Origin of the sequence: Rossellomorea sp. FM04394, assembly GCF_041889765.1 — a bacterium.
GTDB lineage: Bacteria > Bacillota > Bacilli > Bacillales > Bacillaceae_B > Rossellomorea > Rossellomorea aquimaris_B.
This window is the reverse complement of record NZ_CP168654.1, coordinates 3,703,976-3,719,477: the sequence shown is the minus strand read 5'-3', so window position 1 is coordinate 3,719,477 and position 15,502 is coordinate 3,703,976. Positions and strand designations below refer to the sequence as shown.

Annotated in this window: 15 protein-coding genes; 8 read left to right on the top strand and 7 right to left on the bottom strand. The window is 44.1% G+C overall.

Annotated features, from left to right (window positions below; all coding sequences use genetic code 11):
• Positions 1–44: 44 nt before the first annotated feature.
• Together ACCB35_RS18825 and ACCB35_RS18820 are read left to right on the top strand one after the other, a co-directional pair.
• Entirely contained in the window at positions 45–1,292 is a 1,248-nt protein-coding gene (locus tag ACCB35_RS18825; protein ID WP_374054840.1) for a homoserine dehydrogenase, read from the top strand.
• A 161-nt stretch (positions 1,293–1,453) separates the two neighbouring features.
• The gene (locus tag ACCB35_RS18820; RefSeq protein WP_374054839.1) at positions 1,454–2,650 is read left to right on the top strand and encodes an aspartate kinase; all 1,197 of its coding nucleotides are present in this window, start codon (positions 1,454–1,456) and stop codon (positions 2,648–2,650) included.
• Between the two features lie 77 nt (positions 2,651–2,727).
• Here the strand turns inward: ACCB35_RS18820 and ACCB35_RS18815 are convergent, their stop codons facing one another.
• Positions 2,728–3,222: a L,D-transpeptidase family protein gene (locus ACCB35_RS18815; RefSeq protein ID WP_374057075.1), complete on the bottom strand. Its 495-nt coding sequence runs from the start codon at positions 3,220–3,222 to the stop codon at positions 2,728–2,730.
• 122 nt (positions 3,223–3,344) lie between these two features.
• A complete protein-coding gene (locus ACCB35_RS18810) occupies positions 3,345–3,977 on the bottom strand; it encodes a spore coat protein (RefSeq protein ID WP_374054838.1) in 633 nt (210 codons plus the stop codon).
• Between the two features lie 144 nt (positions 3,978–4,121).
• Here ACCB35_RS18810 and ACCB35_RS18805 point away from each other — a divergent pair, with 144 nt between their 5' ends.
• A complete protein-coding gene (locus ACCB35_RS18805; protein WP_374054837.1) occupies positions 4,122–4,751 on the top strand; it encodes a LysE family transporter in 630 nt (209 codons plus the stop codon).
• 64 nt (positions 4,752–4,815) lie between these two features.
• On the top strand, positions 4,816–5,562 hold the full coding sequence (locus ACCB35_RS18800; RefSeq protein ID WP_374054836.1) for a YqcI/YcgG family protein: 747 nt from the start codon (positions 4,816–4,818) through the stop codon (positions 5,560–5,562).
• Here the strand turns inward: ACCB35_RS18800 and ACCB35_RS18795 are convergent.
• Entirely contained in the window at positions 5,559–6,878 is a 1,320-nt protein-coding gene (locus ACCB35_RS18795; protein WP_374054835.1) for an amino acid permease, read from the bottom strand. The two genes, ACCB35_RS18800 and ACCB35_RS18795, sit on opposite strands and share 4 nt — an antisense overlap.
• 130 nt (positions 6,879–7,008) lie before the next feature.
• On the opposite strand from ACCB35_RS18795, the gene ACCB35_RS18790 reads away from it, so the two are divergent.
• Positions 7,009–7,950, top strand: a complete 942-nt coding sequence (locus tag ACCB35_RS18790; RefSeq protein ID WP_374054834.1) for an arginine deiminase family protein — start codon at positions 7,009–7,011, stop codon at positions 7,948–7,950.
• Positions 7,951–8,477: 527 nt separating this feature from the next.
• Complete coding sequence (locus tag ACCB35_RS18785) at positions 8,478–9,368, top strand: TIGR01777 family oxidoreductase (RefSeq protein WP_374054833.1); 891 nt, start codon at positions 8,478–8,480, stop codon at positions 9,366–9,368.
• 35 nt (positions 9,369–9,403) lie between these two features.
• Here ACCB35_RS18785 and ACCB35_RS18780 read toward each other — a convergent pair whose 3' ends face one another.
• Entirely contained in the window at positions 9,404–9,787 is a 384-nt protein-coding gene (locus ACCB35_RS18780) for a helix-turn-helix domain-containing protein (RefSeq protein WP_044338236.1), read from the bottom strand.
• A gap of 132 nt (positions 9,788–9,919) precedes the next feature.
• On the opposite strand from ACCB35_RS18780, the gene ACCB35_RS18775 reads away from it, so the two are divergent.
• Positions 9,920–10,900 carry a zinc-binding dehydrogenase gene (locus tag ACCB35_RS18775; protein WP_374054832.1) on the top strand — a complete coding sequence of 327 codons (981 nt, stop codon included), beginning with the start codon at positions 9,920–9,922 and terminating at the stop codon, positions 10,898–10,900.
• A gap of 46 nt (positions 10,901–10,946) precedes the next feature.
• Here the strand turns inward: ACCB35_RS18775 and ACCB35_RS18770 are convergent, their stop codons facing one another.
• Together ACCB35_RS18770 and ACCB35_RS18765 are read right to left on the bottom strand one after the other, a co-directional pair.
• Complete coding sequence (locus tag ACCB35_RS18770) at positions 10,947–11,702, bottom strand: sugar phosphate isomerase/epimerase family protein (RefSeq protein ID WP_374054831.1); 756 nt, start codon at positions 11,700–11,702, stop codon at positions 10,947–10,949.
• 27 nt (positions 11,703–11,729) lie between these two features.
• Positions 11,730–12,164, bottom strand: coding sequence for a MarR family winged helix-turn-helix transcriptional regulator (locus ACCB35_RS18765; RefSeq protein WP_374054830.1), 435 nt, complete (start codon positions 12,162–12,164; stop codon positions 11,730–11,732).
• Positions 12,165–12,334: 170 nt separating this feature from the next.
• Here ACCB35_RS18765 and ACCB35_RS18760 point away from each other — a divergent pair, with 170 nt between their 5' ends.
• Positions 12,335–13,537, top strand: a complete 1,203-nt coding sequence (locus tag ACCB35_RS18760; protein ID WP_374054829.1) for an MFS transporter — start codon at positions 12,335–12,337, stop codon at positions 13,535–13,537.
• Between the two features lie 53 nt (positions 13,538–13,590).
• Here ACCB35_RS18760 and ACCB35_RS18755 read toward each other — a convergent pair whose 3' ends face one another.
• The gene (locus ACCB35_RS18755) at positions 13,591–15,411 is read right to left on the bottom strand and encodes a Xaa-Pro dipeptidyl-peptidase (protein WP_374054828.1); all 1,821 of its coding nucleotides are present in this window, start codon (positions 15,409–15,411) and stop codon (positions 13,591–13,593) included.
• Between the last annotated feature and the right edge of the window lie 91 nt (positions 15,412–15,502).

Sequence of the window (15,502 nt, the reverse complement as noted above, 5' to 3'; positions counted from 1 at the left end):
AAGCTAGTCTGAAAATGAAAAAATGTGATAAAGGAGGCTGAAGCATGTCAACGATAAATGTGGCACTTCTGGGGTTTGGAACAGTCGGGCAAGGAGTCTGTGAAGCCATTGATACCCATCAGGAAAGAATGAGGGAAATCCTGGGGAAAGATGTAAAGATAAGGGCCATCCTTATTAAGGATCCCGCTAAAAAACGGAGCATCGATTCGTCCATTAAAGTAACAACGGATTTTCAAGAAATCTTGGATATCCCTGATCTTCATGTGATATTTGAAGCAATAGTAGGTGAAGAACCGGGTCATACGTATTTAACCCAAGCCATTGAGAAGGGAATTCATATTGTAACCGCCAATAAAGCGATGTTTGCTAAATATGGTCCGGATCTATTGGAAAAGGCGAGGAATAATGGGGTATCCATCGGTTTTGAAGCGACGACAGCCGGAGGAATTCCCGTAATCGGGAGTATCAGGCAGCTTCTTAAGGTGAATGAGATCGAGCGGATTCAAGGGATCCTGAATGGGACGTCCAATTTCATCTTATCGCAAATGAGAAAACGTGGAATTTCCTTTGAGACAGCATTAAAGCAATCGCAGGAAAAGGGGTATGCTGAAGCTGATCCGACCAGTGATATTGAAGGTTATGATGCTTTTTATAAACTCCTCATTCTAAGTCAAACCGCCTTTGGCAAACAGCCGGATTGGAAGGATATCAGACGAAAAGGAATATCACACCTGACAGCAGAATGGCTTCAAGCAGCGGAATCTTTTCGATTGCGATTTAAGCATGTAGGCTCCCTGGAACGGGATTCATTCAATCACATCAAGGGTGAAGTCGAACCGATCCTTGTCCATGACACCCATCCTTTTTACGGCGTGGAGGATGTGGAAAATGCCGTCTCACTCAAGGGCAGTCTTGTAGGCAGGGTCACCCTGCTCGGTCCCGGTGCCGGTAAATTACCTACCGGAAGCGCCATGGTAGAGGATTTTCTTTCACTGATAGAACGGAAGTATACGGACTCTGCACAAAGCACAGCGAGCTCTGGGGAAGTTCATGAAGAGAACCGCCACCAATGGGTTCTGAGAATCCGCGAAAATGAAGATTATCAAAGTTGGATCCCATCGTTTACACTAAAGGATCGCATTCAGCTGGACGATCACTTGTATGTTTTTGTTGAAGGCAGCAAAGACACACTTCAAACTCTTCTAAGGACACATGATCATATCCAAGCCGTTTCTATTCTAAAAGAAATTCCGTTGGAAAATAAAGTGAAAACTGGCGCTGCCGTTTTATAAAAAGAGTATTTAGCAAGTATCATACCGATCGTTGTTTAAAGGAAATTTCTTTAAGAGAATGTTTATCACGATGTTGTTTGGAGCGGAAAGCAGCCACTACAGGATAAGTGAAAATAAAAACAGCTTCAAAAAAAAGGTCTGATAGAAAGTAGGGGGATCACTTGAGTATTATTGTTCAAAAGTTTGGTGGAACCTCTGTTGGTTCTACAGATCGAATCAAACGGATGGTCTTCCATGTCTTGAAGGAAAAAGAAAAGGGGCATGACGTTGTTGTAGTGGTTTCAGCTATGAATAAAACGACGGATACCCTCGTGAAATTGGCAGGGGAACTTGCAACAGAGCCAAGCAAGAGAGAAATGGATATGCTCTTAAGTACTGGGGAGCAGGTGACGATTTCCCTTTTGACAATGGCCCTCGAGCATCAGGGAATCGAAGCAGTTTCCCTGACAGGGAGGCAGGCGGGTATCCAAACGGACGGAGTATATGGGAATGCGAAGATTACCTCGATTGATACCGAGCGGATCAACTCGGAGTTATCAGACGGACGAATCGTCGTAGTAGCCGGCTTTCAAGGGATTACCAAAGAAGGAGAGGTCACCACATTAGGGAGGGGCGGTTCGGATACGACGGCAGCTGCTCTTGCATCGGCGTTAAAAGCCGTAAGATGTGATATCTATACAGATGTGGATGGTGTTTATACATCGGATCCACGAGTCGTTCCCCGGGCATCGAAAATTGATACTCTCTCCTATGAGGAGATGTTACGCTTGGCCACCATGGGAGCAGGTGTCCTGCATCCAAGAGCCATTAAACATGCGAAGGAACATCACGTGCCGCTTGTTGTTTGTTCCAGTTTGAATGAGGGACGTGGAACCTTGATCAGTGGGAAAACTCAAAGAAATGCCCCAATAGTCGGAGTAGCCCATCAGGAAGACATCTGTGTTCTCACAATCCATGATTGTCAGGGAGGAGAGTCACTGATTCTTTATGATCTGGATTCACACCATATCGAGACAGAAATAATAAAGTTTCAGGAAAACCTTGCCCTCATCGTTAAAGAACAGGATTTTCAAGCAGTAAGGAGAATCGTTGATCAATATAACCAGGCTTATTCCCATATAGAACAAAGAGAAGATCTATCTAAAGTATCTGTGATTGGACGCATCGACTCATCCCGTGAGGTGAAAGAGAAGGTTACCAACGTTTTTCATGACTACCATATTGGAAAGGTGTCCATATGGGAATCTTCCGTAGGGTTAAGTGCTCTTGTGGAAAAAAGTGATGTGGAAAAGGCGGCCAGGGTCCTTCATATGCACTTTGGCCTGGATTATATAGAGTCAAGGAGAGCCGTACTATAAAGTAAAGAGTGGTGATGCCTTCCGGCTGTCACCACATCCCAAAAGGAAAGGTGTATAGGCATGCCTATACACTTCTTCTATGGACTGATCAACACAGGTGTACCGATTGGAATGAGGCCGGCCAACTCCTCAACATCTTTATTATACATTCGTATACATCCTCTGGACACGGCATTCCCAATTGAACTGGGGTCATTTGTTCCATGGATCCCATAACTTTCTTTTGATAAGCTCATCCACATCGTTCCAAAGGGTCCGCCGGGATTCGGTGCTTTATTAATGATGATGAATTCCCCAATTGGGGTTTCGAAGAGTACTCTCCCCACTGCAATGGGGTACTGCTTGATTTGAATGCCATCTTTGAATAAACGCAGCCAGCGGTTGTTAACAGAGACTTGAATACGGTAGGGATTCGCAGTAGCGTCAGGAATCCCCGGTATGGTGACCGTTTGCCCGGGATATATATTATCGGGGTCTATACCTGGATTAGCGTTAAGGATGACGGCCAATGGAGTCCGGAAGTCCCTTGATATCTGACTAAGTGTTTCTCCTGTCTTTACTGTGTGTATCAGCTCAAACACCTCCCAATTTCACTTTCTTTCCAGTCTATGTACATGTGAAAAAGTCGGTTCATCAGACGAGCCGGGACATAAAAAGGCCTGCATCCATAAAAGACGCAGGCGTAAAAAGCAGCTTATTGAGGAAGGTTCTGCTGTGGAACCGTCGTATAGCTTTGCAGCATGAGAGTCATATCCTGTTCATTCAGCTGAGGAACCTGATAATAGCCATGCTTGTTTTGATAGAGGAATATCTCATAACTCATTTCGATGAAGTTCGGTACGCTGTCTGCCACAACACGGCGTAATACGGGGTTCGTCATCTCAAGAGCCGTCATGGCAAGCAGGGTGGCCAGAGATTTCGTTTGTCCTAGCATATAAGCTGACAAGCCTTTATCTGAGAGCTCATTGACGAATTGGTTCGGTTTTTTTGGTGGTCCTGGTTTCACTCCATAAGTAGTGGCGTGGGATTGAGTCATTTTGTATTGTTGGGTTGGGACAGCCGGGTCATGACCTGTCGAAAAGCTTCCCACAATCGTATTATACATAGTCGTCACGAAAGTCGACTGCCTCTTGAGGATATCCTTTAGTTCAGGGTCCTGTATGTGTTGATCATACATTTGATATTGATCCAGCATGCTGATGATTCCGGCAATAATTTCGTGGGCATCAAATAATTCATGACCCCCATGGTCTTTACTTTGATTATTCATCATATTGGGTGGCATTTGGTTTCCCCGTTGAAGCGGGGTATTCGGTTGATTCTGCATGAGTTTTCCCTCCTTTTTATATAACATCGTTGATTAGAATAACCACTTACAGTTCAATTATGTATTCTCCCATCCACAATCGTTTAATACTTACCGACCTGTCCGAATACAATAGGAAGAAGTCAATTTGAAGGTGGTCTTAGGATGAGTATATTTGTTAGTTATATCGTTTTGGGATTATCTCTGTCTGCACCCATGGGACCGATCAATGCCGCTCAATTGGACAAGGGGATTCGCTTCGGGTTCCTCCACGCCTGGCTTGTGGGCGTAGGCGGCATGGTGGCGGACGGAGTATTTATGGTCCTCATCTATTTTGGGATTGCTCAATTTGTCGATACCCCATTGATAAAATTATTTTTATGGACCTTTGGTTTTTTTGTACTCACGTATACTGGGATTGAAAGCATCCTAAAGTCGGGTTCCCTCACCTCATCCTCAAGTCATGGTCAATACGAAACGAAAAGGAAAGCGTTCCGGACAGGCTTCTTTATGGCGATCTCGAATCCCTTAAGTATTTTATTCTGGCTTGGGATCTATGGTTCAATTTTGGCCCAGACCTCGAGCTCTTATGAAGCGGGGCAAATTTTCATCTATAGTATGGGGATATTTCTCGGGATCACACTTTGGGACCTGACGATGGCAGGTGTTGCAACGGGGGCGAGAAAGCTGGTCAGTCCCCGGATCCTTCGAATGATCTCCATCATTTCGGGATTCATCTTGATGGGATTTGGTATTTATTTTGGTGTGCAGGCCTGCCGTTTATTGTTCGGCTAGACAGACACCCACCCGGCTCCCTCCTAATAGGATAAATGTGTAATCTTTAGGAGGGATCGGCTATATGTTACGTTCTAAAAGTTGGATCGATCAACACATGGATGAACTTACAAACTGGCAGCAATCAGCCTATAATCATTTCTCGGCTGTGATGTGCGACGAAAATCATCCATACCCATGTGTGCCTGGAAAACAAGGCTTTCATTCAGATACATTACGTTTCGGCTTTGCAGATGATCCGAGAAACGAAGAGGCATCCGAAGAGCTGGCGGCCTTGCTCAAACAATACGGTGAAATCTCAAGGGATACAGGAACTTACGCATCTCTTGTCGTGTTTTTTAATTCAGAAGGTATAGGGGAAGATGCCCAGTCCATTGATTCGTATCAACATATATTCTGGACTCTTTTAAATCGGGTGCATGAATTAGATGAAACACCTTGGCCGGACGGTATAGCGAAGGATCCCCATCATCATACATGGGAGTTTTGTTTTAATGGTGAACCGTATTTTGCCTTTTGTGCAACACCGGCTCACGCCGTAAGGAAAAGCCGTCATTTTCCTTACTTTCTTGTAGCCTTCCAGCCTCGATGGGTGTTTGATGAAATTAACTCTTCCACTGCATTCGGTCAGAAATTAAAGAAAGTCATTCGGAAGCGTCTCATTGAATATGATGAGATAGAGCCGCATCCAAGCCTGAAATGGTATGGTCAGGAAGATAACTATGAATGGAAACAGTATTATCTTAGTGACGATGAATCTTCACTTTCCAAGTGTCCCTTTTTAAATAGGCAAAAGAAAATCAGGAGTTAAAGCGTTCCGGCTTTAGCTCTTTTTCCTTTGATGAATGTCGCTATCGCAATAAGCATGATGAAACCGATGCTTACAAAGAACCCTATGCGACTCACAGGATCAAGAAGTGTCCCACTGATGGCCAATACAATGAGAAGGAGAGCAAAGAGTGTTTGGATGCGCTCCCAACCGGTTTTGCTCATCAGCTTGTGAAAGGAAGCCAGAATAAATATCCATGTGTATAAAAGCATGAGTCCCGCAGCTGTAGTGATATATTCGAATAGTCTATCCGGCAGGAGCATGGCAATGATAATGGACACAGCAACAACCAGGGTGGTGAGTCCGAAAGCAGGAAGGGGGACCTTCATTTTCCCCGTTTTGGCGAAAACTTTCGGAGCATCCCCTTCTTCTGCCAATGCTACGAGCATCGTCGTGACGGCGTACAAAGAAGCAACCATGGTGGAGAACCCGGCAATTATCAGAATGGCATTGAAAACATGCGGGACCCAGGGAAGGTCATATTGTTTAAGTGCCGTAAGAAATGGACTTTCATTCGCATCGATCCTGCCTTCAGGTACGAGCTTTAATACGAGATAGAAGGATAAAAGATAAAGGATCGTTAAAATGAGAAGCATGATATTCCCGGACTTTGGCGCATCCCTGGGATCCTTAAGCTCCTGAGCCATCAACCCCATCACCTCAATTCCCCCAAATCCATAAAAGGCAAAAAGAAGGGCGAGCCAAAGCCCTTTTCCGTCATGGGGAAGAACGTCTTGTAATGGAGATTGAAGCTGTTGAGCCGAAGTTCCGATACCTGACCACCCAAACATGGCGGCACAAGCGATGATGACAAACATCACGATGGCTGCAATTTTCATGATGCCAAACAGATTCTCCATCTGCTCCACTTTTTGCACGCCCATCAAAATGATCAATAATCCAAGCCCTGCAAATCCGGCGGTGAAGACCCACAGGGGAACGGCAGGAAACCAAAATTGGGCAAAGAGAGCAAGAGCAGTCAGTTGACTCCCCATGATGAGCATTTCTGCGGACCAATAGACCCAGCCGTTACTGAACCCTGCCCATGATCCGTATGCCTGCTTTGCATAAGTTCGGAAGGACCCCTTTTCAGGATGATGTGCTGTCAACTTTGCAAGGGCTTGGAACACCATCCAGGTTCCGATACCAGCCAATAAATAAGCAATGAGAACCGAGGAGCCAGCCTTTTGAATGGGGATAGCCGATCCCAGAAAGTACCCGGTTCCAATGATACAGCCCACCCCGATGAAAGAAAGCTGCCACCAAGATAGATTCGTTTGATTTGTACATTTACTCATATGTTTTTTCACCTGACCTTTAACCTTCATAGTGTGACGCCAGGACTCATGAAATATGTGAAGGGAACAGAATGATTTTCTTGTAGAGGGAAACAGTAAAGGTGACTGAAAAAAAGGAGGCTGGATCATCGTGAAAATTAATCCGAATTGCTGGAGTGAACATGGAGAATTAAAGACGGTGTTGGTGTGTTCGCCTTCTACATCGGATATACCCGATCAAAGAACCGCGGATTATGTGGGGTGGGAGAAGCCTGTTAACCAGGAGAGAGCCCAAGAAAACCACGAAGGAATGATCAGGGCGATGGAAGACGCTGGGGTAACGGTCGTTAATTACTCTGAATTCCTGACGGGTGAGAATGCTGCGCTCAATCATCAGTTGATCAACCGGGTATTTGTACGCGATTTAGCCTGTGTGTACGGGAATACTGTGATTCCAGGAGATGCGGGGATTACAATGAGAGCACCTGAATACGTTCATTGCCATGAGCTGTTTCAATCCTGGTTTGACGAAAAGACGTTTTCAATTAAAGACAATAACGGTATGAAGGCATTGGAAAACGGTGATGTATTCGTTTTGAATAAGGATGCCGTCTTCATCAATACAGGAATGCGGACAAGTATTGAAAGTATAGAGGTGATGAAGAAGAAAATCTTTCAAGCTGGATTTTCTGAGATTGGCATCATCGATTTACCCCGAACCGGGGAAACCATGCATCTGGATATGAACTGCAATGTGGCCGGGTCAGAACTGATCATTGCTAAGAGCTATATGAGACTTTTTCCGGTACAAATCATCGGAGAAAAGGGTGGCCGGTATGTGATGATGGAGGAATTTATTAAACGTCAAGGTTTTGAGGTTCTATGGACGGATGACGTGAAGCATACGGTTGCTGATATCAACTTCTTAAATCTAGACCCGGAAACCCTTTTGGTAAGCACGAAAGCGAGTAAAAAGATATTGAAAGATCATCCGAAATTAAAAGGCAAGAATTTGATTGAAGTGGATGTGAATGAGCTTGAAAAGGGCGGTGGTGGAATCAGATGTATGACACTGCCTTTTGAGCGGGGATGACGGGATAGAAACCCTGATTTATTCGTTATGCCTAAAGAGACAAAAGGTTCATGATAACGACATCATCCATGGTCAACTGACATCATTTCCTGGGAAAAGATGTTGAATACTGTAGGGTAGTGAATATAGAGTTGAGCCCTTAGTTTCTATGTCTTTTATTAAAAAAGGAAAAGCCTGCGATCAATTTTTGATCGCAGGCTTTTTCTATAAAGAAATTAATTTACCCCAACAGCATCCCATGCCGCTTTAATGGAATTGTAAGTAGAACTGCTATCACGTAAAGATTTGCAGCCGACTGATTGGTACTGGTACTGCCGATCCATCCTTACGTTTCATCACCACATCTGTCGGTTCATGGGCGATAACATCTAACCTATCGAACAGGGAAGTGAAGCGTGTGCCGTCACCGTCACCAACTTTTTTTGTATATGGGAATCAGGAGAAAATAGGGTTCATATTTGTTACAGGATTTGGTATGATTAATGTGAATTAATTCACAAACTTATGAGAAGAAATGAGTTGATACGGTGGAAAAGAAAATCGTCATAGCTGGGGGAACAGGTTTTATCGGCCAGTATCTTCAGAAAAAATTCCTTGATGAGGGTTATAAAGTGACCATCATTTCAAGACAGTCTCCTCATGTATCCTGGGATCGCCCTAATGACATCGTTCAGTCAATAGAAGGTGCAGATATGCTCATCAATCTTGCAGGGAAGTCAGTCGACTGCCGTTACAATGAAAAAAATAAAGCGGGAATTTTCAGGTCCAGGACAGAAACAACGGAGATTTTAGGGAGTGCGCTTATACAGTGCCAGAATCCACCCTCCTTATGGATCAATTCCAGCACGGCAACGATCTATCGTCATGCAGAGGACCGACCCATGACGGAGGAAGATGGGGATATCGGTACGGGCTTTTCCGTTGAAGTAGCAAAGAAATGGGAGGAAGCATTCTTTTCCTTTTCTTTACCGGCAACCAGGCAGGCAGCTCTAAGGATCGCCATCGTTTTAGGGCCGGATGGAGGTGTGATGACACCATATAAAAATCTCGTCAAATATGGTCTAGGAGGGGTGCAGGGTCCGGGGGATCAGAGATTCAGCTGGATTCATGTAGAAGACGTGTTCCGGATCATTCTTTTTCTGAATGAGGAGAAGGAGTTAAGTGGGGTGTTCAACTGTTCATCTCCAAATCCGGTCACCAATCGTGAATTCATGTCACACTTAAGAACCGCTATGAACAAGAAGATAGGGCTCCCGACACCGAAATGGATGCTTGAAGCAGGCGCCTTGTTTATCAAAACGGAAACCGAACTGGTGCTGAAAAGCAGATGGGTCATTCCGAAACGGTTGGAAAAAGCAGGATTCGTTTTTCAATATGGTACATTGGAAAAGGCGCTCAGGCATATCCTGGCAAAGTAAGGATGAAAGGACTTGGCCCTTGCGACAAGTCCTTTTTAACGCTCCTGATTCTTATCCATGAAATTATAAGTCGTCCAACAACGATTCATCTCGATCCCTTTTTGCTCCGCATACTCATCGCCCCATTTACACATTTCAAAGAGGGTGGTTTGCAGCTTCTTTCCCATCTCAGTCGTCGAATATTCGACTTTCGGCGGTACTTCCTGATAAACGGTCCGCGTGACCAGGCCGTGCTCTTCCAACTCCCGAAGCTGCTGGGTAAGCATTTTTTGAGTGATATTCGGAAGGGAACGCTTCAATTCGTTAAATCTCTTCACTCCTTCGTTTAAATTCCACAGTATGAGTACCTTCCATTTTCCTCCTATGACATCGATGACCAGGTCGATGGCGCATTGGTATTCTGGGTTTAATTGTTTCATTTGAGTACCTCCTTGGTTTCTAAACGGTAACTAGGATACTAAATAGTGCCTACTTGTTTAACAAGTTTATAGTATATATTATATACCATATAGACAAATTAATCATAAAACTCTAATGGGAGATGAATAGATATGAAAGCACTGCTTTTAAAAGATAAAGGTTTATGGAAAGACATGAAGGTCGAGGAATTTGAAACACCATCACCACAGAAAGGGGAACTTCTTGTAGAAGTCCATGCAGTCGGGGTGAATCCGGTTGATTATAAGACAGCTACGAATGGAATGCCTGTGTGGTCCTATCCGCATATTCTCGGTCTTGATGTGGCAGGAGTGGTAGTGGAAATAGGTGAGGGAGTGACCGATTGGAAGAAGGGAGATCGAGTCGTTTACCATGGTGACTTTACTAAAAAAGGAGGCTATGCGGAATATGCGGTCATCAATGCTCATACCGTTTCACGCATTCCTGAAAGTGTGACATTTGAAGATGCTGCGGCTCTTCCGACGGCAGGTTACACAGCTTATCAGGCACTTCATCGTAAATTACCGTTCGATCAGGTAAATACAATTCTGATCCATGGCGGTGCCGGTGGAGTAGGAGGGTTTGGCGTGCAGCTTGCGAAACTCGCAGGTAAGACCGTCATATCCACTGCTTCCCGTCACAATCATGAATATGTCAAATCGCTCGGGGCTGATTACGTCATCGATTATCGTGAAGAAGACGTGAATGCAAAAGTGATGGAAATCACAAATGGCCGTGGAGTGGACGCTGTAGTCGACGCGGTAAGCAGACAAAGTGCAACAGATTCCTTGGACGCATTGGCCTACATGGGACATATGGTGTACATCGCAGGGGCGCCTGATTTCACTAAGATCAAATCATTCACTAAAGTGGTTTCTTACCATGAGATTGCCTTGGCGGCTGCACATCAATCAAATGATGTTTTCGCTCAGAAAGATTTTGCCCTCATCGGGGATGACATGCTTTCCTTATTGGAACAAGGGAAATTAGATGCGATGCTGAAAGAGACCGTCTCACTTGAGGAAGTTCCTGAAGCATTGAGCCGTCTTTCAGACCGTCATGTGAAAGGGAAAATAGTAGCCAAAATAAAATAATGTGATAAAAAAGGAGAGCTTATTGTGATAGGCTCTCCTTCTTACTTTATAGGTTGTTTTGACGCAAATATTCTAAACTCATCCTGACGCTTTCAATAGGGGAAATCCTGGACTGGTCCTGTTCGACGATCCACCAGTCCACACCACTATGTATACCATAGTCGAGAACAGAAGCGAGGTCCACACCTCCCGTTCCCAGTTCAGCAAAAAACCGTTCCCCGTCCAACGTCATGTCTTTCAAATGTACAAGAGGGGTTCGTCCCTGATATCGTTTCAACCATTCCACCGGCTTTTCTCCAGCAAAGGTCAGCCAGTAAATATCAAACTCAGCCTTTACCCAATGAGGATTCGTTTCATTCAGAATCATTTCCAGTGCCGGTTTTCCTGTCGATAGGGTGGTTAATTCAAAATCGTGATTATGATAGCAAAGGGTGATCCCTTCGTTAAAGCATAATTCCCCAATTGAATTTAAGTCATCAACCAATTGAACATAATGCTTCTCTGTTCTCTCTTCAGGTGGAAGATAAGGACAGACAATGTAGCTGCTGGAAAGCTCCAGTTGATCATGAATCACTTTCTGGACATCGTTTCTCAGTTCAGAGAGCGGAATATGACTTGAAGCGACACGGAGATCCAGACTATCGAGTGTGCCCTTAAGTTCTTTCGCGGATAACCCGCCATGGCCGGCCAGCTCAACACCCTCATATCCCAACCGGGCCACTTGTTGAAGTGTCCCTGTAAAATCTTTTTCCGTTTCGTTTCGCAGAGTATACATTTGCAGGGCAATCGGTATTTTTTTCATGGTCACACTCCTTTTAGATGGTGGTTTTTATTTTTTTGAAATATTCTCATTCATTTGAGAAAGGACGCTCTTATATACTTCTAATTTTTCCTCCGAAATACCTTTAAGAATCGTTTCGTCGTATAAACCTTCTATAAAAGGGGAGAGCTCATCCTTGGCAGTCATGCCTTTCTGCGAGATGAAAATTAAAAATGATCTTCTGTCTTCCAGGTTCCTCTGTTTGTATATCAGTTCTTTCCGTTCCAAAATGTCGAGGATTCTCGTCAGGGTTGGCTGATCCTTTTCTGATTTCATGGCAAGTTCTTTCTGACTGATTCCATCCTGTTCAGCTAAGCGCTTTAGAACCGTCCACTGTTCGGGTGTAACATCAAATTCCTTCAGATGCAGGGTGAGGAATCGAATGATATTCTTCACTGTATGGCTCGTGTACAAGCCGATGGATTCATCGCGGGACATAGTCATTGGTTTCACCTACTACATTCATTTTCTTCCTTTTATCATACATGAAATCCAGGGTGTTTTGAGAGGTTTAATAAAAGAAATTAAAATTACTTGTCAAAACAACTACATTTACAAATATACATGTTGTGGATATAATTAGTATAACAACTAATTGAGCGAAGGAGAATCTTATGAGTCATTCAACTCCATCAACTATATGGACACGACCATTCTTTATGGCACTAATAAACAACTTTTTTATATTTCTTGTATTTTATTCGTTGTTAACGGTACTGCCCCTTTATGTGATCGATGAACTCCAAGGAACGGAAGGGGAGGCAGGACTCGCTACCACCATCTTCTTGCTATCAGCGATCATTGTCCGGCCTTTCTCCGGAAAAATGATTGAACGGTTTGGGAAACGAAAAACGCTCATCCTCAGCGTATTATTTTTTGGCATTTCTTCATTCATGTACTTTTGGGTCAATGATTTTTACCTTTTAATGGGGCTGCGGTTTTTTCATGGGATTTGGTTCAGTATCAGTTCCACGGTTTTAGTCGCGATCGCAGCAGATATGATTCCTTCTCACCGGAAAGGAGAAGGGCTGGGTTACTTCGCAATGTCGATGAACTTAGCTGTTGTCGCAGGACCGTTCATTTCGTTGGCCTTGGTTCAATGGATTTCCTATACGACCCTTTTCTTGGGGCTTGCGTTAGTCATAGTCATAGGTTTCCTTTGTTCTTTCGGCATTCAGGTCATGGAGGAGGGTGTCGAATCGAAAGAGCCCAGGCGCTTAACCTTTAAGGATTTGGTCGAAGTTAAAGCGATACCGATTGCACTTGTGGGATTTTTAACTTCATTTGCATACTCAGGCATCATGTCGTTTATTTCCGTCTATGCCAAATCCATCGGTTTATTTGAATCAGTCAGCTTATTTTTCGTTGTTTTCGCAGCCGCCATGCTGCTTTCACGCCCATTTACAGGACGTTTATTCGACCGATCAGGACCGGATGCAGTCATCTATCCATCCTTATTTATTTTTGCCATTGGTTTGATTTTGTTGAGTGCCACACATTCCGTCGTTCTATTATTGATTGCTGGAACACTCATCGGATTTGGATATGGGGCACTTCTTCCAAGCTTTCAGGCGATGTCCATACAGGCCGCACCTAAAAAAAGGACGGGGCATGCGACCGCAACGTTCTTTATTTTTTACGATCTGGGGATTGCCGTGGGATCGTTTGTGTTGGGAGTCGTTTCGTTTCAGCTTGGATTTTCTGCTTTGTATATTATTTGCGCCTTGGTGGTTTTACTGACGGTTCTGGCTTATAAATTTGTTACGAAGAAAGCAAGATGTGCAAGGAAAGAAAGGGCGGAGGTTCTGGAGATGTGAAAGAGAAAGTGAAAAGCAGAGGATCTCAACCTCTGCTTTTCTTGTTTTAATGATTATTCCCACGCTAATGCTTTTTTTCCATTTAAAAGAGGGAGGGTTATATGACTTCTCTCGGGATCAATGGTAATGATCGTTCCGGGATCAGGACGTAAAGTATAGTTGTAATCACTTGAAAGGATGATGACCCCTAATCTTTCTCCTTCGTTAAACACATAATCGTCGGGCTGCATGTCCCATGTAAAGGTATATTCCCGATCTGGTGTCAAGGCAATTGAACGATCGTCTTTTCGAAGATTTTGAGGGTCCATCCATCCACGGGTTACAATCTCGACCGAGTTATCAGAATCATATTTAACAAGCAGTGCGGTTAAGTTGGCTGTTGGCTCGCTGATGCTTGCCCTAAGGGATATTTCAGGGGTTCCACTCAGACGAACCGCCTTTGTTAAAGGAGAGGTAGTATAGGAAAGCCTGTTGTCAGAATGCATGTCAGGATTTTCAGCTAACGTTTCCGCTTTTATCAGGGCATTATCCACAAAGGATTGACTCTGCTTATTCTTATTCGGGACAGGTTTCAGGCTGAAGTTTCCACCGATTCCATCCTGATCTGGTTGTAAATACAGTTTAGCTTCTTCTGTACCTGGAACCGGCCAGTTTTCTTCAGTGCCCCATGATCGATCTTCACGTTGAATATCGATCATCGGCTCATCCATAACATCATTATTGATATCATACAACCAATAATCAAACCATTTATTTAGTGTAGGTAACCAGGCATCTTGTCTAAAATAATAAGGAGTGGAATGTCCACCTCGGTGCAGCCACATTTTACGTGGAACATCATTCTTCTCCAAAGCTTTCCACCAGTCCGAGAAATGTTTTGTTTTTACGTTCCAATCATTTAAACCATGAACCATGAATACACTGGCTTCAACTTTGTCAGCGTCTTTGGTGTAGTCACGTTGACTCCAGAAGCTGTTATAGTCTCCAGATGTTCGATCCTGCCCGGAGGTTAAGTCTTCAATGATAGGCCGGCATGCTTCGGGAGTATCTCTCGTGAGAACGGCCTCGGCTAAATTGTCTGCATCTTCCCCTTGGTATCCCCCGGGAGCAATGACCGCGCCATTAGAGCGATAATAATCATACCATGAGCTGATCGCTGCTATAGGTACAATGGTTTTAAGTCCTTCCACTCCTGTAGTGGCTACAGCATTGGGAAGAGTCCCGTTGTAGGACACACCGGTCATGCCTACATTTCCAGTGGACCAGTCTGCCGATACTTTCTCACCATCAGCATTGTAAGCATCTGCCCGTCCATTCAACCAATCAATGACGGCACGGGTACCAAGGATTTCATGTTGATCTCCCGTTGTCGGACACCCATCAGACAACCCTGTCCCTACGCTTTCTGCCAACACAACAGCGTAACCCCTCGGTACAAAATAATCATCATAGTAGCCACGAAGATCTACTTGAGGTTTTCCAGTCTCTCCTTTCCCTTTTCGTGGTACAGTATTTAATTCAACATCTACATCATAAACAGGTACATTCTTGATGCCTGATCGATAGGGGCTCATTTCGTAAATAACTGGTACTTTCAGACCGTTATTTGTTTCCTTCGGTCGGATGATGTCTGCCCGGACGCGATCCGGTTTTCCATCTCGATCACTATCTGTTGAGGTTTCTACAAAGACTCTTTCAATGATTGCATCTTGATGGGAAAAGACAGGCTGAGTCATTCCGTTTTCAACCTTAATTTCTGGAAGTGTGTTTGATGGCTCTGTTGCATTTACAACAGTAGAGGTAGCGAATCCACTTGTCAGAAGCGGAATCGAAAGTGAGGTGGTGAATACCATTTTCAAAAATGCACTCTTCATAAAATTCCTCCTAAACCTTATTCGTCATTCTTTTACAGAATAAACCAAATAAACAGAATATTCGAAAGCCGAAAGACCTGTTTTTGGAAAA